The sequence below is a fragment of the Pseudoalteromonas sp. BDTF-M6 genome (assembly GCF_018334135.1).
Lineage (GTDB): Bacteria > Pseudomonadota > Gammaproteobacteria > Enterobacterales > Alteromonadaceae > Pseudoalteromonas.
The window spans coordinates 504,497-523,121 of record NZ_JAGXTQ010000002.1 but is presented as its reverse complement, the minus strand read 5'-3'; the positions used below and the strand labels follow the sequence as shown (position 1 = coordinate 523,121).

Genomic DNA, 18,625 nt, shown 5'->3' with positions numbered 1-18,625 from the left:
AGTAAATAACATGATCAAGATCCCCGACAGTGAACGTCTAAGCTACCGCCAGATGACCTTGGACGATGGCGACTTGCTCTTCGAGCTCGACCAGGACCCGGCGGTGATGAGATACATTAATGGCGGCAAACCCAGCACCCGGGAAGACATAGATAACATCGCCCTGCCGCGCCTGAGCAAATACCTCAATCCGGAAAAAGGTTGGGGCCTGTGGCAGGTCACAGAAAAAAACGAGCAGCGCTTTCTCGGCTGGATCTTAGTGCGCCCCTACCAATTTTTTAGCGAGCAGCCTCAGTGGCATAACCTAGAGCTCGGCTGGCGATTTAAACAAATTAGCTGGGGCAAGGGCTATGCTATTGAAGCCGCAGCGGCCGTGGTGCAGGCTTTGCGTGAGCAGAGTGAGGTGAGCCACTTTTGCGCCATTGCCGAGCAAGACAACCTGGGCTCGGTGGCCATTATGAAAAAGCTGGGCATGGAGTATGTTCGCAATTATGTGCATCATGATCCCCTGGGTGATTGGGACGTGGTCTACTATGAAATGGCGGCGCGTTAAGTGCCGCTAAAAAATAATTACTAAGATGTGTGCCCTTTCTTTCCCCCCTTACTCGCACTCTTTGATTAAAAAAAAGCCATACAGTATCAGACCCATAGGCGAATAATAGAGGGGATTAACCAAGTTCTAACCCGGATTAAAAGACGATCAACCGCTCACTTTGTAATCAAGTGTAATGACACCCAGGCAAAAAAGCGACTATATTTTGAAGTCTCTAGTATGAGCGCTTACACAGGTATGGTGAGCATATGGATAAAATAAATAGCTTTATGGCACTAAGCTGCACCTTAGTAGCATGTCAGGGGCATCAGCCAATAGGCGCGCTCGATGGCGCCAAGGTACGACACGAATATATGCCGGTATGGCTCGCTCACATCGAGCAGTACCGAAAAGGGCTCGCCGACAGGGTGTTAGACACCTTCGAAGCGCTGCAAGAAGTAACGCCAAAACTCTCGCGTGAACAGCTCACGAATGCCATGCTTGCAGAGCGTAACGGCCGTGATTTTGTTCAAGCATGCCAGCAACTGGTTTATCTGTGCCAAAAAGGCAGTTGGCCAGGGCCGAGCATGTGAACTAGCAGTTTAATTCGCAATCATAGCGAAGCATAAAAACAAAAAACCCGGCTTAGGCCGGGTTTTTTATTACTTAGAAAAAGTGCTTACTTCTTCTTAACTGCTTTTTTGTTTGGCAGGTCAGTGATTGAACCTTCAAAGATTTCTGCAGCTAGACCGATAGACTCGTTTAGAGTCGGGTGAGCGTGGATGGTTAGCGCCAGGTCTTCACCGTCTGCACCCATCTCAACCGCTAGGCCGATTTCGCCCAGCATTTCACCTGCATTGATACCAACCATGGCACCACCGATGATACGGCCATTGTCTTTATCGAAGATAAGCTTAGTTTGACCTTCGGTACGTGCAGAAGCAATAGCACGACCCGATGCTGCCCACGGGAATACCGCAGTTTCGATGTTAAGGCCTTGCTCTTTCGCTTCTTTCTCGGTTACACCCACCCATGCAATTTCTGGGTCTGTGTAGGCGATTGAAGGAATACACTTAGGATCGAAGAAGTGCTTCTGACCAGAGATAACCTCGGCAGCAACGTGACCTTCATGAACCGCTTTGTGCGCAAGCATAGGCTGACCTACGATGTCACCGATTGCATAGATGTGGTCAACGTTGGTCTTCATTTGCTTGTCGGTGTTGATAAAGCCACGCTCATCAACATTAACGCCCGCTTTGTCAGCGTCAAGCAGCTTACCGTTAGGAGTACGGCCAACAGCAACAAGTACTTTGTCGTAACGTACTGGCTCAGCCGGTGCGTTCTTACCTTCGAACGATACATATAGACCATCGTCTTTCGCTTCAACGCCCACTACCTTAGTAGAAAGCATTACGTTGAACTTGTCTTTTACGTAGCGCGTGTAGATCTTGATAACGTCTTTATCAGCCGCTGGTACTAGTTGATCAGCAAACTCAACAACGTCGATTTGTGAACCTAGTGCACGGTAAACTGTACCCATTTCAAGACCAATGATACCACCACCTAGTACAAGTAGTTTCTCAGGAACGTCTTTAAGCTCTAGCGCACCGGTTGAGTCGATTACACGATCATCTTCTGGGATGAAAGGTAGGTTAACAGGCTGAGAGCCCGCAGCGATAATAGCATTGTCGAAGGTGATAGTGGTGCCATCAACGTCAATGGTGTTGCTGCCAGTGAATTTACCGTAGCCGTTTACTACTTTCACTTTACGCATCTTCGCCATGCCGTCTAGACCACCAGTTAGCTGGCCGATTACAGAGTCTTTCCAACCACGGATTTTGTCCAGGTCGATTTCAGGCTTGCCGAAAGAAACACCGTGTGACGCCATTTCGCTTGCGTCATCAATAACTTTAGCAACGTGAAGTAGTGCTTTAGATGGAATACAACCTACGTTCAAGCACACGCCACCAAGAGTGCTGCGTGACTCAACTAGAGTTACTTCTAAACCTAAGTCTGCGGCACGGAAAGCTGCAGAATAACCACCAGGACCACCGCCTAGTACAACGACTTGTGTTTTGATTTCGTTGCTCATGCTATTACCTTATTTTGTCCGAACGGGAAGCAATAACGAATAATTTCATTAAACGGTCATTGCTCACAAAAATTGTGCAAAGATTGTATCATTGCAAAGTAAAAAAATCCCAGTAAAAACCGTTTACTGGGATTAAAGTTCTATATCTATTTAGCTTACATTACCAAGTTACGAATATCGCTTAGGTAATTCGCCAGGGTCACAGTAAAGCGTGCTGCCAAGGCACCGTCAATTACACGGTGGTCGTATGAACAGCTTAGTGGCACCATCAGGCGCGGCTCGAATTCTTTACCATTCCACTTCGGCTTAAAGTCAGACTTAGATACACCCAAAATGGCCACTTCTGGCGCATTCACAATAGGTGTAAATGCCGTACCACCGATGCCACCTAGGCTAGAGATGGTGAAACAGCCTCCCTGCATATCCGCAGAGGTCAGCTTGCCATCGCGTGCTTTGGCTGAAATTTCCATTAGCTCGCGAGATAGTTCAATGATGCCTTTTTTGTTTACATCACGCACTACCGGCACAACCAGGCCATTTGGTGTATCTACGGCGATACCAATGTGCACGTATTTCTTCAGGATCAGGCTTTCACCATCTTCCGATAGCGATGAGTTAAAGGTTGGGAATTCTTCCAACGCTTTCGCTGCCGCTTTCATTACGAACACAAGTGGGGTGATTTTCACGCCTAGTTTCTTCTTCTCGGCAAGGGCATTTTGCTCTTTACGGAAGGCTTCCAGGCTAGTGATATCCGCTTCATCGTATTGGGTTACGTGAGGGATATGCACCCAGTTACGGTGCAGGTTTGCGCCCGATAGTTTTTGGATACGTGAAAGTTTCTTCTCTTCCACTTCACCAAACTTGCTGAAGTCCACTTTTGGCCATGGGATCAGGTCTACACCTGCGCCATTGCCGCCTTTACCGGCATTGCCAGACTCAACCTGCTTCACTAGCTCTTTGACGTAGTTCTGCACGTCTTCTTTAACAACGCGGTTCTTACGACCCGTGCCTTTCACTTTCGCCAGGTTGATGCCGAACTCACGAGCCAGACGACGAACCACAGGTGATGCATGTGCATAGTCACTGTTTTCAACGAAGTCTTCACGCTTCGCCGGCGCCGGGCCACCTGCTTTTTGTGCAGGAGCTGGTGCAGCGGCTGGCGTTGCTGTAGCAGCAGGAGCTGCACTTGCAGCCGCTGGCGCTGAGCCTTGCACTTCGAAGGTGAAGATAAGAGAGCCTGTGCTCACCTTGTCGCCCACATTCACTTTTACTTCCTTCACCGTACCGGCGAAAGGAGCAGGCACTTCCATAGAGGCTTTGTCGCCTTCAACGCTCAGAATTGATTGCTCTTCTGAGACGCTGTCACCGGCGCTTACCATGACTTCGGTCACTTCAACTTCGTCACCACCGATATCAGGCACAACCACTTCTTTGATTTCAACACCACCACTTTGTGCTGGAGCAGCCGCCTCAGCTGCAGGTGCTTGCGCTGGCGCTGAGCCGGCGGTTTCAAAAACAAACACTAGCGAGCCGGTTTTCACCTTGTCGCCCACGTTGACCTTGATTTCTTTTACCACACCCGCTTGTGGTGCGGGTACTTCCATAGAAGCCTTGTCGCCTTCAACGCTCAGGATTGATTGCTCTTCTGCTACCGTGTCACCCACGCTGACCATGATTTCAGTGACTTCAACTTCGTCGTCACCGATATCAGGTACATTAATATCAACGCTCTCGCTCGCAGCCGCGCTGCCAGCCGCAGGGGCGGCAGGTGCACTTTCTTGTGCAGGCGCTGCTTCGGCTGTCGCCGACTCACCTTCGAAGATCATGATCAAGGTGCCGGTTGAAACCGTATCGCCTTCGGCGATTTTAATCTCTTTAACCACACCCGCTTCGCTTGCAGGTACTTCCATAGAAGCCTTGTCGCCTTCTACGGTGATAAGCGATTGTTCAACTTCAACCTTGTCGCCAACGGCAACAAGAATCTCGGTAACTTCAACCTCATCACCGCCGATGTCTGGAACTTTAATTTCAATAGTCATTGCTAACCTCTTAAGCGTACAGCGGGTTAATCTTGTCGGCGTCGATGTTGAATTTCTTAATTGCTTCAGCAATTACAGACTTCTCAACATCACCACGTTTAGCCAGCTCAGTCAGTGCGGCAACTACCACGTAACCTGCGTTCACTTCGAAGTGACGACGTAGGTTTTCACGGCTATCCGAACGACCGTAACCGTCGGTACCTAGTACGCGGTAAGACTCAGCCGGGATAAAGGCACGAATTTGCTCTGCATAGTTCTTCATATAGTCGGTCGCGGCAATCGCAGGAGCATCACCTAGTACAGAAGTTACATAAGGCACTTTTGCCTCTGCTTCTGGGTGTAGCATGTTGTAACGGTCTGCATCTTGCGCATCACGGGTGATCTCGTTGAATGAGGTTACCGAGAATACATCTGAAGCAATGCCGAATTCGTCGCTTAGGATTTGCGCCGCTTTACGCACTTCATTCATGATCGTGCCTGAGCTTAGAAGCTGAACCTGGCCTTTGCTGCCAGCATAGCTCTCTAGCTTGTAGATACCCTTACGGATACCTTCTTCGGCGCCTTCTGGCATCGCCGGCTGATGGTAGTTTTCGTTCATCAGAGTCAGGTAGTAGAAGACATTTTCTTGGCTCTCACCGTACATGCGACGGATACCATCTTCGATAATTACAGCAACTTCGTAGCCAAACGTTGGGTCGTAAGAGATACAGTTAGGAACCGTGTTTGCAAGAATATGGCTGTGACCATCTTCGTGCTGCAGACCTTCACCGTTAAGGGTTGTACGACCAGCCGTTGCACCTAGAAGGAAGCCACGTGCTTGTTGGTCACCGGCCATCCACGCCATATCGCCTACACGTTGGAAACCAAACATTGAGTAGTAGATATAGAATGGGATCATAGGTAGATCGTTGGTGCTGTATGAGGTCGCCGCAGCAACCCAGGATGACATTGCGCCTAGCTCGTTGATACCTTCTTGCAGTACCTGGCCACCCTGATCTTCTTTGTAGTAAGAAACGATGTCACGGTCTTCTGGACTGTAGTTCTGGCCGCGCGGGTTATAAATACCGATTTGACGGAACAGACCTTCCATACCAAAGGTACGGGCTTCATCGGCAATGATTGGCACGATGTTTTTACCAATGCCCTTGTCTTTAAGAAGTACGTTTAAGGTACGTACGAAAGACATAGTCGTTGAAACTTCACGCTTTTGCTCTTCAAGCAGTGGCTTGAATGCGTCTAACTGAGGTAATACCAGCTCTTCGCTGAAGTTAGGAAGACGCTGCGGTGTGTAACCGTGTAGGGCATTACGACGAGCGTGCAGGTATTCGTACTCTTTCGAACCTTCTTCCAGAGTCAGGTACGGAAGATTTGCTAAATCATCTTCAGATACCAAGTCATCGAGGCCAAGACGGCTGCGTAGGTGCGCTACGTGGGTCATGTCCATTTTCTTAACCTGGTGCGCGATGTTCTTACCTTCAGCCGCATCACCCATGCCGTAACCTTTAACGGTTTTCGCAAGAATTACAGTTGGACGACCTTTAGTTTCTTGTGCTGCTTTGAACGCTGCGAATAGTTTCGACGGCTCATGACCACCACGCTTAAGGGCGAAGATCTCTTCGTCGGTCATATCGGCAACAAGGGCTGCAGTCTCAGGGTAACGACCGAAAAAGTGCTCTCGTACGTAGGCACCGTCTTTGGCTTTATATGTTTGGTAGTCACCATCAAGCGTTTCGTTCATCAGTTGCAGTAGCTTACCTGTTGTGTCTTTAGCCAATAGCTTGTCCCAACCACTGCCCCACACAACCTTGATGACATTCCAGCCTGCACCTCTGAATAGACCCTCAAGCTCTTGAATGATCTTGCCGTTACCCATTACTGGGCCGTCTAGACGCTGTAGGTTACAGTTTACTAGGTAACATAGGTTGTCTAAGCCTTCACGGGCGGCAAAAGAGATAGCACCACGTGATTCTGGCTCATCCATCTCACCATCACCTAGGAATGCATAGACGCGCTGATTAGACGTGTCTTTAAGACCACGACCGTCAAGGTATTTCAGGAAACGTGCTTGATAGATAGAGGCAATTGGACCAAGACCCATAGATACCGTTGGGAACTGCCAGAATTCAGGCATCAATTTCGGGTGCGGGTAAGAAGGAAGACCCTTGCCATCCACTTCTTGACGGAAGTTGTCTAGTTGCTCAGCGGTTAGACGGCCTTCTACAAAGGCGCGGGCATAGATACCAGGTGAAATATGACCCTGGTAATAAACTAAATCACCGCCGTCTTGCTCGTTTGGAGCACGGAAGAAGTGGTTAAAGCATACTTCGTAGAATGCCGCTGACGACTGGAAAGACGCCATGTGTCCACCTAAGTCAAGATCCTTCTTAGACGCACGCAGAACGATCATGATCGCGTTCCAACGGATGATAGAGCGGATACGACGCTCGATATTTACATCACCCGGGTATGCAGGTTCTTGATCTGCTGGGATGGTATTAACGTAGTTGGTGGTGGTGCCGGTTGGCATATCAACACCGTCTAAACGCGCCTGCTCTAGCACTTGCTCAAGAATGAATTGCGCTCGCTCAACGCCCTCTTCACGCACTACCGACTCAAGGGCTTGTAACCACTCTTGGGTTTCTAATGCGTCTACGTCAACTTTATTGACTTCAGACATATGGAGTTTTCCTTATGTTTAAAATACGAATTTAAAATGCCAAAAAGCCCCCGTGCGAGCATGGCTCCACAGGGGCTTATAGCGAATTTTATTGTGTGCGGGTACGTCGCAATGAGCGCTCGATGCGCGAGTGCTCTTTGGTGGCTTCCAATAATGCTTCTTCGATAAAGGCTAAGTGGGCATTACTGGCTAAACGTGCCTGCTCCGGACGCCCTTCTATAACGGCATCCATTAACACTTGTCGATGCTCAGCAAGTTGCTGTGACACCTCTGTTTTCTTCATCAGTACCTGCAGGTTCTGCAGGACATTTTGTTCCAGCAAGGCTTGCATGCCACGCACCAGGTGCAGCAACACTACATTGTGTGATGCTTCAGCAATGCAAAAATGAAAGGCATTGATGGCTTTGGCCTTCGCCGCCAGATCGTCACTTGCGTGGGCGATTTTTTCGAAGCTTTCTTTGACCTTGTCAAAATCAGTTTGGGTACCACGCAAGGCCGCATAATACGCCGCAATTCCTTCAAGGGCATGACGAAACTCAAGTAAGTCAAATTGCGATTCCGGGTGCTTGCTGATCAGCTCAAACAGCGGATCGCTTAACCCTTCCTCCAACTGGTTTTTGACAAAGGTGCCCCCACCCTGACGGCGAGTGACTAAGCCTTTGGCTTCCAGTTTTTGAATTGCTTCGCGCAGCGAAGGACGAGAAACTTCGAACTGTTTGGCGAGCTCACGCTCCGGTGGTAATTTTTCACCCGGAGCTAACGAGCCCTCGAGAATCATGTTCTCAAGTTGCGCTAGGATCACATCCGAAAGTTTCGCTGCTTTGACTTTTAATGACATGGTTATTTTTAGCTTCGGGTAAATTGGTCATACCAAAAAGTGCAGATAAGGTATCAGATTCCCCTTAGACTGTCAAAATTGCTGCTATGCGCCGCCATTTTTATTCACTTCAGTATGTAAGATATGGACAAAAGTGAAAGTATTTTTCGTCCACCAAGAAATGGTCATACCAGTTAAAGGTATGTAAAAAAGCATAAAAAAAAGCCCCTACAACAAATGTGTAGAGGCTCTTGCATCCGCAGAGATGCTCTCCTTGGATGCCGCTAACGGCCCAGAGGCGTCAGCTTATTTATTCATGAAGTCGACACCTTCTTGGATGTCTTTGTTCAGAGTTGCAAGCATGTCGTCTTTTGCTTTTTGCTCAAACGCGCTTAGCTCACCGTAAGAAAGAAGTTCTTCAACACCGTTCTTACCAAGACGTACTGGCTGTGCGAAGAATTGTGCATCTTCACCATTACCTTCAACGTAGGCGTACTCGATTACGTCTTCACCCTGTAGGCCTTTCACTAGTGACAGGCAGAAACGGGCTGCCGCTGCACCCATTGAAAGTGTTGCGCTACCGCCACCGGCTTTAGCTTCAACAACTTCAGTACCCGCGTTTTGAATGCGTGTAGTAAGTGCTGCGATTTCCTCATCAGAGAAAGTAGCGCCTTCCACTTGTGAAAGAAGAGGAAGAATAGTTGTGCCCGAGTGACCACCGATCACTGGAACTTTAACCTGGCTTACGTCCAGGCCTTTAAGCTCGGCAACGAAAGTTTCTGCACGGATAACGTCAAGCGTTGTTACACCAAAAACGCGCGCCGGGTCATAAGTGCCTGCTTTTTTGAATACTTCAGCAACGATTGGCACAGTGCCGTTTACCGGGTTAGTGATCACACCCACCATGGCTTTAGGACAGTTTTTAACGATGCCTTCAGCAAGCGTCTGAATGATGCTCGCGTTTACGTTGAATAGGTCAGCACGGTCCATGCCTGGCTTACGCGGCATACCTGCAGGAATCAAAACAACGTCACAACCGCTTAGTGCTGCATCAAGGTCGTCTTTACCAAAACCTTTTACTGCTACCGCAGTAGGGATGTGTGATAGGTCTACGGCAACACCTGGAACAACAGGCGCTACGTCGTATAGAGACAGTTCAGAACCAGCAGGAAGGCTATTTTTTAGTAGTAAAGATAGCGCTTGACCGATACCACCGGCAGCACCTAAAACGGCAACTTTCATTTTAATTCTCCGTAAATAACGAGACTAGGTTATGTGAGATTTGGGTCATCAGACCTAAAGATGGCCCTAAAGATAATGAAAATAGGCCATAAAGACAAATTAATCCGCGTTATTTTGAGGATAATCTCGACCATAGTCGTAAACTTAACTGTAAAGATTCTAGGGTCTGTTTATCTTTGAGGTTTACTTTATGTTCAATCTAAACGCATTCTGGTCACGCCGCTCGTTATGGTGCATAGTCATTTTATGTACATAGCGAGTAACACAGAGCAGGATGCGTTTAGATGAACCCGTAGGGCAGCGCTTGTAGCGCATTTCTACTGTGTTGTTAAATGTTCATGTAGAATAACTACACCACACATGTGCCGCCTTGTATAAATACACTACAAACTGCTGCAGAAACAAACAGCAAAGGTCAACAGACCCTACTAAGATGAAATACACTGACTTCTTAGGTAGAATATTGACAACAATTTGCAAAGAAGAATGACATTATGCAAGCGCAAGAAAAACAAGAAGCTTTGGTAAAAGCCTTTAAGGCAATTCTTAAAGAAGAAAACTTCGGTTCACAAGGTGAGATTGTCGACGCCTTGAAGGAGCAAGGCTTTGACAATATCAGTCAAAGCAAGGTTTCGCGCATGCTCAGTAAATTTGGTGCGGTACGAACCCGCAATGCCAAGCAGGAAATGGTATACTGTTTGCCGGCCGAACTCGCCGTTCCAACCGCCAAGTCACCACTACGCCAACTGGTTATTGATATAGTTCACAACGAAATGATGATCATCATCAACACCAGCCCTGGTGCGGCGCAATTGATCGCCCGCCTGCTCGACTCACTGGGCAAGGCCGATGGCGTGCTGGGCACCATAGCCGGTGACGATACCATCTTTATCGCCCCCGCGAAGGTGTCAGAAATTGATGTTACCTTGGAGCGCGTGCGCAAACTGTTCGACAACGTATAAAAGAGGCTATCACCTCTTTTATAAACGTTTCAGTAAATCCACCGAGGGCGCAAAGAAGGCCGCGCCCATATCCGCCTGGGTGAAGTCGAGCCAGGCATCATAATGCAGATAATTCCCCAGCTGGCTATTGAGCATCTGTCCAAAAGCGGTGCCGCTGGCGGCACAGGTCACCGATAACAAACCTTGCTTATTCATACTCGCAAAGGGCATACCCTGGTGTAACAGTAGCGGCTGGCCCTTTTCATCTTTTAACTCGGTGCATACCGCATGACTATTGGCATTAAGTGGCATCAACAGCTCACTGTCGAGGCGAGTACGCCCCATCACGAACTCCTGCTCCTCTTGGCTCAGCGCTTGCCAGGCCACCAGGTTATGGGTAAAACGCTGCACATGGATATAGCTGCCGTGGGCAAAATAATCCTCGTCGCTCACCAAAGCAGTAAGCATTTTTTGCCGCCCATGAGGCGTATCTGGGGCATAGACAAAGCCATTAAAATCCCGACCATCAAGAAAACGAAAACAACTTATCTCTTCAACCAGCTCCACATCGGGCGCCAGCAACTGCAGGACTTGCTGGCCAAAGAGATGATTCACATCTTCTCGGTCCGAGCGTATTTGCACAAATAAATCGAACGGCTGGACACCGACACTGTGATCGCTGTGACTCACGCGCGGAAAATTCGTGAGTGTTGATGGTGTACGTTGGGGGTGTAAGAGCGGCCAATACTGGGCACCGATGGCGACAAAACTGGCGACCATGGCTTCGGAGAAACGCTCCTCAAACTCAGCCTGCACATCAAGGAGCCGAGCAAGCTTAACCTTAAGGGTTTCATCATGGCCATCAAGGACATTAAAAAAAAGGTGCAAGCCATGTAAGTTAGCTTGCGCGCACACGCCGGATTGCGCTTTGGCCATTTAAGTTCCTATGTTTTTATTCTTGGATTGTGCCCTCCTGCGGTGCGGGCCTGGGCGCTTAGGCGGTAAAAAAGTTTACCGCATGTGATGTAATTGTAATCGATAGCTTTTGTCCCGGCAAAAACTCTTGTTCAGGCTGCTTGACAGGCACTTCAAGCTCTTGGCCAAAGACCTGCACCCGATACACATACTCGGTGCCAACAAATCGCTTCGACAACACGGTCACCGGGCCACTTTCATCGGCAATAAGCTGCAGATCATGGGGGCGCACATACAACTGCCCCACCTGCTCACTGCCCTCAACCGCTTGCTGCGATTTAACCACCCCAAACTGGGTTTCAAAATGATAGTCATCCTGCTTTTGGGCATCCAGGTATAAACCCGTGCCAAGGAACTCGGCCACCACCTTAGAGCACGGATGGTGAAACAACTGCTGCGGTGTCCCCTGTTGGGCAATTTTCCCTTGGTGCATCACCGCCAGGGTATCGGCAAAAGCAAAGGCCTCTTCCTTGGAGTGGGTAACGAAAATCGCCGACACCTGTTGGTCTTTTATGATGCGGCGAATATCGGCGATCAATTGAAAACGCACCTGATGGTCGATATTAGAAAAAGGCTCATCCAGTAACAGCAGACTGGGCTTATAGGCCAGAGCTCGAGCGATGGCCACCCGCTGCTGTTGGCCACCAGATAATTGATGAGGATAACGGTGGGCACAATCTTCGAGATGGACCAGCGCCAGCATTTCCTTAACCCTTTTGGCCTTGTTGACCCGGGTCATGGCTTTGAGGCCAAAGGCAATGTTGTCGGCCACATTCAAATGTGGAAACAAAGCATAATCCTGAAACATCATGCCCATATTACGATGCTGAGGCGCAACAAAGCGGTTATCGTCGCATAAGATGGTCTCGCCGAGACGAATGACCCCTTGATGCGGGCGCAGCAAACCGGCAATAGCCTTGAGGGTGGTGGTTTTACCACAACCACTGGCCCCTAACAGGCAAAGGATTTCATTATCGCCTAAATGCAGGCTCAGGTTATCCACCACGGCACGCTCGCCATAGTTAAAGCTGATATTGTCTAAGTGAAGCTGTGCCGTCATCAGTGTTTTTGCTCCATCGAGCGGTTAATAAAATAGAGCGGAATTAGACCCACAACGACGATAAATAAGGCCGCCACCGAGGCCAGCTCAAGCTGTTCATCGCTCACATATTGAAAAACATGGGTTGCCAGAGTTTCAAAGTTAAAGGGGCGTAGCAGCAAGGCCGCCGGTAATTCTTTCATACATTCGATAAACACCAGCAGCGCCGCGGTTAAAATACCTCGCTTGAGAATGGGTATATGTACGCTGGTCAGGGTTTGTCTCGCACTGCGGCCCATAGACTGACTGGCCATATCCAAGCTGGGGCTAATGCGGCTAAAGCTCGACTCTATACTGCCATGAGCAATGGCATAAAAACGCACCACGTAAGCAAAAATAATCGCAAACAGGGTACCGCTTAAAAACAGCCCAGGCGCCTTATCATAGGGTTCCAGCCACTGGTTAACGCCCTCTTCCAAGGTGGTCAGCGGCAGCAACACGGCGATGGCCAATACCGTGCCCGGCAGCGCATAGCCAGTGCTTGCCAGGCGCCCAGGCCAGAGACTGGCAGGCGATGGCGTCAGGCGCTGGAAATAAACCACAAGCAGGCTCAAAACAATGGCCAGGACACTGACCAAGGCGGAAATTTTCAGGCTTTGCCAGGCATATAGGAAGAACTCGCTGTTCCAGGCCTGATCGAAATAATCAATGGCGTAGCCGCCTAACACCAGCACGGGAACCACGAACGCAACTAACAGGACTAGGCTGGCAAAGGCGCTGGCAGCAAAGGCCTTGGCGCCTGTAAGCGGATATAAAGACTCTTCACCGAGCTGAGTTTGTCGCTCAAACACCGCCTGATTACGACGGGAATAACGCTCGATAATGATAGCCACAAACAGGATTAGCAGCATGATGCCGGAGATTTTTGCCGCAGCGGTCAAAGAATAATAACCAAACCAGGTGTCGTACACCGCCGTGGTCAGGGTGCTAACGGCAAAGTAGCTTACGGTGGCAAAATCGGCCATGGCTTCCATGCTGATCAGCGCCACCGCCGCAGCAATGGCGCCCTGGCTTAAAGGCAGGCTGATCTTAAAAAAGCTCTGTGCCGGGGTGTTGCCCATGATTTCGGCGGCCTGCACCAGCTTATGCGACTGCTCTTTTAATGCCGTTTTAAATATCAAAAACAAGTAGGGGTACAACACCAAGGCCAGCATAACAATGGCACCGCCCAGAGTACGGATATCGAAAAACCAATAGTCGTCGGGAGATTGCCAGCCAAAGGCATCGCGCAGTGCAATTTGCACCGGTCCGGCGTAGTCAAACAGGTCGGTATACACGTAGGCAATCAGATACGTGGGCATGGCCAAGGGCAACATCAGCGCCCAGGAAAAGAGTTTTTTGCCGGGAAAATCACAGTAGGCCACCAACCACCCCAGTGGCAGCGCAATCACGCAGCTTAATAAGGCCACACCGAGGATCAAGAGGATGGTGTTGCCAATATAATCCCACAGCACGGTATTCCACAGGTGCGCAAACACCTGGGGGTCGCTTTGCAGAGATTCAAAAATCAGGAAGCCTAACGGCAACGACAGGCCTAAGCCTGTCGTCCACGCAATCAGCTGCCATGAGGACAGCGAAAATTTAAACTGCATTGAAACTAATCAGTTAAAGGTCGAATTTAACCTCGTCAAGAAGTCGTAACGCAGCGCTACGGTGCTTGCTTATTTCCGCTAACGGCAGCGTGTCTTCTTTAAACTCACCCCAAGATGCCACGAGCTCGGACAGGGGCACACCGGGCTTAACCGGATATTCCATATTGACGGAGGCATACATATTTTGCGCCGTATTGTCGGTCATAAACTCGATCAGTTTCAAGGCATTTTCCTTGTTTTTCGAGTGCTTGGTTAGTACCACGCCGGAGACATTTACATGAGCGCCCCTATCTTGCTGATTAGGGAAGTTAATATAGACGGCATCTGCCCAGGCCTTTTGCTGCTCATCCTGCATCATTTTGCCAAAGTAATAACTGTTGCCAATGGCCACATCGCACAGGCCTTCTTTAACCGCTTTCACTTGGGCACGGTCATTGCCTTGTGGCTTACGGGCCAGGTTTGCCTTGAGGCCTTCCAACCACTTTTTCGTCTCGGTCTCACCATGGTGAGCTATCATCGACGCTACCAGACCTAGGTTATAAGGGTGCTTACCCGGGCGCATACAGACCTTGTTAGCATAAGCTTCCGTGGCTAGGTCTTCGTAACGTAAGGTATCGAGTTTACCAACGCGATCTTTCGCAGAATATACATTACGTACTCGTTTCGTCAGCGCCACCCACTGACCATTAGGATCACGAAAACTGGCAGGAATGTTGGCGTCGACCTGTTCGCTACTGATGGTTTGCGTCAACGCCATGTCTTCTAATTGCATTAGTGCACTGAAGTTTGACGTCAGCACCAAGTCAGCTTGGGTGTGTTTGCCCTCACGCTTTAAGCGCTCTATCAAACCTTTTTTGGCAAACACCACCTTGGTTTCGATACCGGTTTGCGCCGTGAATTTTTCTAAAATAGGTTCAATTAAGAAAGGTTGGCGAAATGAATAAATATTAACGGTTTCTGCCGCCAAGGCCGGCGCCGCAGACAAAACAGAAACAACCGATGCCAATGCAAATCCTAGTGCTTTTTTCACCAAAGACTCCTACTTAAATAAAAATAATTCTCAAAAGCATCATACTGTTTAAGACAAAAAAGTACAGCGCTAAGCCGCTAAGCAAAAGAATAATTTCCCGGTTGGCCCGAAACTTTGTGAGATATATCGCACAGTTCACCGCGTTATTACCGCAATCGCTGCTAAAAAAACGAACAAAAAAAACCTAACCTTTTGATTTTTAATTCAAATATAAATTGTTGCGATACTTTTACAGAATTTAGTATGAGTTTAACTGGCTGACCTAGGTTAAAACTTTCCCTTATACTAACTTCATCGCTTGTAAGGGCATACGAGCGTTAAAAGTTAAGGAAACCACAGCAGGGATTGCCAGGATTTGTGCACCGGATGTGCTCAAGAGCCAGGAAGGACAACTGCAGGAAGCAGGACACAAGGACTGTAACCAAAAACAAGGACGAAGAGCAGGATGCTCAGGCACGGGATGTGCGAGGGGACACAGGCATTGGTTCGCCTAAGGAGTGCCAGCAGGAAGCGGGCAACACAGGATGTGGGGGAGAGAACCAAAGCGGCTTAGTAATTCAAAATGCTAACTACATGCGATGCACTGTGCCGTACGACAGGTTGTCACAGGAAAAAAGGGGACAGGGACGACACTGCAGCAGCCATGTTGCAGCTTAACCACTATAGTGGTTACAGGGAGTTGAACTTGCTTCAATACCGGCAGGATGCTGGAAAATTCCGTCAGCGCGACCTATATGGTCGCGTCTTTTTTTTCTACCACTCAAAATTTCTTTTCACCTTTACACCGGCGCGACCGCTCACATTTAAAATACCTCAACCGGCTATCGACCCGTGCAGCGGACAAAGAAAAAGGGAGAAACCTCCCCCTCCTTTAATGCCACCGCACAGATCTGGGCTTTTTATACTTCAGCAAGCCTTCTTATTTGTCACCATCGCGTTTATGTCCACGGCGCTCTTGATGCTTTACCTTTGCCCGTGCCCACTTCTGTTGCTGCTCTTCGGTGAGAATATTCCATACCTGATGCCTGGATTTGAGATGTGCAATTTTGCGCTCCAGTTGCTTACTTTGCTGGGCCTGAATGATTTCGCGGGCCGCCTGCTCGTCAAAACTGTCGCTGGTATTTGTAAGCGCTTGTAAGGCTTGGTGACTCTCGTGGCGAGAGCCCCGCTGCGGCTTAAGCTGTTTATTAGCATCCATAATGGCTTTAATTTGCGTTTGCTGCTGTTCACTCAGTTGGAGGTGCGTAATCATGCGCTCACTGAGCATACCGCGCTCACCATGCTTGTGGTGACTCCCCTGTCCCGCCATCGCGGCGGTTGATGCTAAACCGATAGAAATAACGGCGACTGTAAGTAACTTATTTAATTTCATAACGGACTCCTACGTTGTCCTTGGTTGTGAACTGGGTGCGTTATTTACTCTAGCAAGTGCAACGCAAAGCTATGTCAGAGGCACGTAAAGGTTGTGTAAAGGTGTCGCACTGTAAACAGTCGATCAGTTAGTATGAGCTGAGAACAGTTGTTTTTGAGATAGACGATGAAGGTTTTATTAATTGACGACGACATTGAACTGGCATCCATGCTCAGTGAATATATTCACTCGCAAGGCTTTGATGTAGAGTGTGCCCATGATGGCGAACAAGGCCTGGCTCTGGCCTTGGAAAACAGACACGACCTTATTCTGCTTGATGTAATGCTGCCAATACTGGACGGCTTTGAAGTACTAAAACAACTGCGTACCACTTCCTTGGTGCCGGTGATCATGCTGACCGCAAAGGGTGATGATTTTGATCGCATCTTCGGTCTTGAGCTTGGCGCCGACGACTATATTCCTAAACCCTTTAATCATCGCGAACTGATCGCCCGGATCAAGGCGATCACCAGGCGCATAGAGCATATAAACCATAGCCAACCACGACAAGAGCTGGAGTTTGCCAACCTTTCTATCTGCATGCAAAGTCGCAGCGCCAGCGCTCAAGGGCAAACCCTCACCCTGACCGGTACCGAGTTTGCTATTTTACATCTGTTGTTGCAAGAGCCCGGCGCGGTGATCAGTAAAGAGCAAATTAGCGAACAGGTTTTAGGCCGCCGTCTCGCCCCCTATGATCGCTCCATCGATATGCATGTCAGCAATCTGCGCAAAAAAATAGCCGAGCACATAGAGAACGAGCGTATTCGCACCATTCGTGGTGCCGGTTATGTCCTGATTGGAGACGCCTAAGTGAGCAATCCCTTTAACAAGCTCTATGTAAAAATTTTCCTGTGGTTTTGGCTGACTTTCGCCGCCACCATAATGCTGATGGCCGCCTTAAGCTCGGTCAGCTTCAGCGATCTTAGCTATGAACCTTTGCAAGGCAGCGATGCCCACTATTTTAAGCGCCTGGGTCACGCGGTTGAGCGCTCGGCAAAAAAGCATCAGCACTCGGCGCAGGAGGTGATCAACCTGGGACGCTTAAAAAAACGCAAGCTGTATTTATATTCGCCGGACAAGGACCTGGCTTACAGTAATTTTAATGCCGGCGAAGCGGTGGATTTAAGCCTGTTAAACTTTCGTCCCGATATGGCACCGCAAATGATTTTTAACGAGCATTTCCACGCCCTGGGGCCGCTGCTAATCAACCTGCCCGATGGTCAGTACCAGCTTTATGAGTTGCGCCCAGAACGCCCCCTGCCCTGGTTTGTGCGTCTCAAGTTGCTCCCGCACTGGCTTAAGGTCACGGTCGCCATTGGCGCCTCCTTATTGCTGAGCTTTCTCTTTACCCGCACCCTGATCGGCCCACTGAATTCGCTGCGCTTTAGCGCTCGGGCCATTGCCGAAGGGCAACTCGACAGCCGTGTCACCCTGGCCGCGCAACGAAGCGATGAAATTGGCATTCTCGCCCGTGAATTCAATGCCATGGCGCAGCGCCTGGAAACCCTGGTCAATACCCAAAGAACCTTGCTCGGGGATATTTCCCATGAGCTGCGCTCACCGTTAACGCGTTTATCCCTCGCCTGCGCCATCGCCCAGGACAAGGCCGACAAAGACACGCTAGTGCAGTTACAACGTATTGAAAAAGAAGCGCAATTATTAGACCTGATGATAGAGCGCATTCTCACCCTGTCGCGTTTGGAAAATCGCCAACAAAGCCTGCAAACCGAACTGATGTCACCGGCGCAACTCTTTACCCCGGTCTTTACCGATGCCGAATTTGAGGCTAGGTCGCAAGACAAAACCCTGAGTTTACCCTCACTGCCGGATCAGCCCTTGTTGCGAGTAGATGCCATGCTGTTGGCCAGCGCCTGTGAAAACTTGCTGCGCAACGCCATTAAGTACGCCAACAGCCATATCGAGGTGACGCTCAAACACGAGCAGCAACAATGGCAACTCAGCATTCGCGATGATGGCCCCGGCGTTGCCGAGCAAGAGCTCGCCCATATTACCGAGCCCTTCTATCGCGTTGGCAGTGCCCGAGCCCGCAACAGCGGCGGCACGGGTCTGGGCTTGGCCATAGCCGCCAAAGCCATCGCCGCGCATCAGGGGGAGCTGGTATTGCAAAATCATCCACAAGGTGGTTTAGTAGCCACCATCAAGCTACCTACGACTTAA

15 protein-coding genes are annotated in these 18,625 nt (G+C 49.4%); 5 read left to right on the top strand and 10 right to left on the bottom strand.

Translation table 11 applies throughout. The features are described 5' to 3' along the window. Positions 1-10 precede the first annotated feature (10 nt). Complete coding sequence (locus KD147_RS06780; protein WP_249318984.1) at positions 11-553, top strand: GNAT family N-acetyltransferase; 543 nt, start codon at positions 11-13, stop codon at positions 551-553. A 248-nt stretch (positions 554-801) separates the two neighbouring features. Next, positions 802-1,125, top strand: coding sequence for a hypothetical protein (locus KD147_RS06775; RefSeq protein ID WP_105253774.1), 324 nt, complete (start codon positions 802-804; stop codon positions 1,123-1,125). An 86-nt stretch (positions 1,126-1,211) separates the two neighbouring features. Here KD147_RS06775 and lpdA read toward each other — a convergent pair whose 3' ends face one another. The 5 genes from lpdA to mdh form a co-directional block, all read right to left on the bottom strand. Then, positions 1,212-2,624: a dihydrolipoyl dehydrogenase gene (lpdA, locus tag KD147_RS06770; protein WP_105187848.1), complete on the bottom strand. Its 1,413-nt coding sequence runs from the start codon at positions 2,622-2,624 to the stop codon at positions 1,212-1,214. 155 nt (positions 2,625-2,779) lie between these two features. Beyond that, the gene (aceF, locus tag KD147_RS06765) at positions 2,780-4,663 is read right to left on the bottom strand and encodes a pyruvate dehydrogenase complex dihydrolipoyllysine-residue acetyltransferase (protein WP_212547300.1); all 1,884 of its coding nucleotides are present in this window, start codon (positions 4,661-4,663) and stop codon (positions 2,780-2,782) included. Between the two features lie 10 nt (positions 4,664-4,673). Beyond that, positions 4,674-7,340 (bottom strand): pyruvate dehydrogenase (acetyl-transferring), homodimeric type, encoded by a 2,667-nt coding sequence (aceE, locus tag KD147_RS06760; RefSeq protein ID WP_212547299.1) that lies wholly within the window; start codon positions 7,338-7,340, stop codon positions 4,674-4,676. Positions 7,341-7,428: 88 nt separating this feature from the next. Continuing rightward, the gene (pdhR, locus tag KD147_RS06755) at positions 7,429-8,178 is read right to left on the bottom strand and encodes a pyruvate dehydrogenase complex transcriptional repressor PdhR (RefSeq protein WP_105253771.1); all 750 of its coding nucleotides are present in this window, start codon (positions 8,176-8,178) and stop codon (positions 7,429-7,431) included. Between the two features lie 285 nt (positions 8,179-8,463). Then, entirely contained in the window at positions 8,464-9,399 is a 936-nt protein-coding gene (gene mdh / locus KD147_RS06750; RefSeq protein ID WP_105200191.1) for a malate dehydrogenase, read from the bottom strand. A 494-nt stretch (positions 9,400-9,893) separates the two neighbouring features. Here mdh and argR point away from each other — a divergent pair, with 494 nt between their 5' ends. After that, positions 9,894-10,361, top strand: a complete 468-nt coding sequence (argR, locus tag KD147_RS06745) for a transcriptional regulator ArgR (protein WP_105253770.1) — start codon at positions 9,894-9,896, stop codon at positions 10,359-10,361. A gap of 18 nt (positions 10,362-10,379) precedes the next feature. On the opposite strand, the gene KD147_RS06740 is transcribed toward argR, so the two are convergent. The 5 genes from KD147_RS06740 to KD147_RS06720 all read right to left on the bottom strand — a co-directional run bounded on the left by KD147_RS06740 (position 10,380) and on the right by KD147_RS06720 (position 16,408). After that, positions 10,380-11,276 carry a Dyp-type peroxidase gene (locus tag KD147_RS06740; protein ID WP_212547298.1) on the bottom strand — a complete coding sequence of 299 codons (897 nt, stop codon included), beginning with the start codon at positions 11,274-11,276 and terminating at the stop codon, positions 10,380-10,382. 58 nt (positions 11,277-11,334) lie between these two features. Continuing rightward, a complete protein-coding gene (locus KD147_RS06735; RefSeq protein ID WP_212547297.1) occupies positions 11,335-12,375 on the bottom strand; it encodes an ABC transporter ATP-binding protein in 1,041 nt (346 codons plus the stop codon). Beyond that, positions 12,375-14,006: an ABC transporter permease gene (locus KD147_RS06730; RefSeq protein ID WP_105253767.1), complete on the bottom strand. Its 1,632-nt coding sequence runs from the start codon at positions 14,004-14,006 to the stop codon at positions 12,375-12,377. Before KD147_RS06730 ends, KD147_RS06735 begins: the two co-directional genes overlap by 1 nt. Before the next feature lie 13 nt (positions 14,007-14,019). Continuing rightward, positions 14,020-15,036, bottom strand: coding sequence for an extracellular solute-binding protein (locus KD147_RS06725; protein ID WP_212547296.1), 1,017 nt, complete (start codon positions 15,034-15,036; stop codon positions 14,020-14,022). 919 nt (positions 15,037-15,955) lie between these two features. Then, the gene (locus KD147_RS06720) at positions 15,956-16,408 is read right to left on the bottom strand and encodes a Spy/CpxP family protein refolding chaperone (RefSeq protein ID WP_212547295.1); all 453 of its coding nucleotides are present in this window, start codon (positions 16,406-16,408) and stop codon (positions 15,956-15,958) included. Between the two features lie 165 nt (positions 16,409-16,573). On the opposite strand from KD147_RS06720, the gene KD147_RS06715 reads away from it, so the two are divergent. Together KD147_RS06715 and KD147_RS06710 are read left to right on the top strand one after the other, a co-directional pair. After that, positions 16,574-17,257, top strand: a complete 684-nt coding sequence (locus KD147_RS06715; RefSeq protein WP_212547294.1) for a response regulator transcription factor — start codon at positions 16,574-16,576, stop codon at positions 17,255-17,257. Next, positions 17,258-18,625, top strand: a complete 1,368-nt coding sequence (locus KD147_RS06710) for an ATP-binding protein (RefSeq protein ID WP_212547293.1) — start codon at positions 17,258-17,260, stop codon at positions 18,623-18,625.

Bases quoted from the DNA above. Each gene is read 5' to 3' on its own strand.
- KD147_RS06780 (WP_249318984.1), top strand. From the start codon at position 11: ATGATCAAGATCCCCGACAGTGAACGTCTAAGCTACCGCCAGATGACC.
- KD147_RS06775 (WP_105253774.1), top strand. From the start codon at position 802: ATGGATAAAATAAATAGCTTTATGGCACTAAGCTGCACCTTAGTAGCA.
- lpdA (WP_105187848.1), bottom strand. From the start codon at position 2,624: ATGAGCAACGAAATCAAAACACAAGTCGTTGTACTAGGCGGTGGTCCT.
- aceF (WP_212547300.1), bottom strand. From the start codon at position 4,663: ATGACTATTGAAATTAAAGTTCCAGACATCGGCGGTGATGAGGTTGAA.
- aceE (WP_212547299.1), bottom strand. From the start codon at position 7,340: ATGTCTGAAGTCAATAAAGTTGACGTAGACGCATTAGAAACCCAAGAG.
- pdhR (WP_105253771.1), bottom strand. From the start codon at position 8,178: ATGTCATTAAAAGTCAAAGCAGCGAAACTTTCGGATGTGATCCTAGCG.
- mdh (WP_105200191.1), bottom strand. From the start codon at position 9,399: ATGAAAGTTGCCGTTTTAGGTGCTGCCGGTGGTATCGGTCAAGCGCTA.
- argR (WP_105253770.1), top strand. From the start codon at position 9,894: ATGCAAGCGCAAGAAAAACAAGAAGCTTTGGTAAAAGCCTTTAAGGCA.
- KD147_RS06740 (WP_212547298.1), bottom strand. From the start codon at position 11,276: ATGGCCAAAGCGCAATCCGGCGTGTGCGCGCAAGCTAACTTACATGGC.
- KD147_RS06735 (WP_212547297.1), bottom strand. From the start codon at position 12,375: ATGACGGCACAGCTTCACTTAGACAATATCAGCTTTAACTATGGCGAG.
- KD147_RS06730 (WP_105253767.1), bottom strand. From the start codon at position 14,006: ATGCAGTTTAAATTTTCGCTGTCCTCATGGCAGCTGATTGCGTGGACG.
- KD147_RS06720 (WP_212547295.1), bottom strand. From the start codon at position 16,408: ATGAAATTAAATAAGTTACTTACAGTCGCCGTTATTTCTATCGGTTTA.
- KD147_RS06715 (WP_212547294.1), top strand. From the start codon at position 16,574: ATGAAGGTTTTATTAATTGACGACGACATTGAACTGGCATCCATGCTC.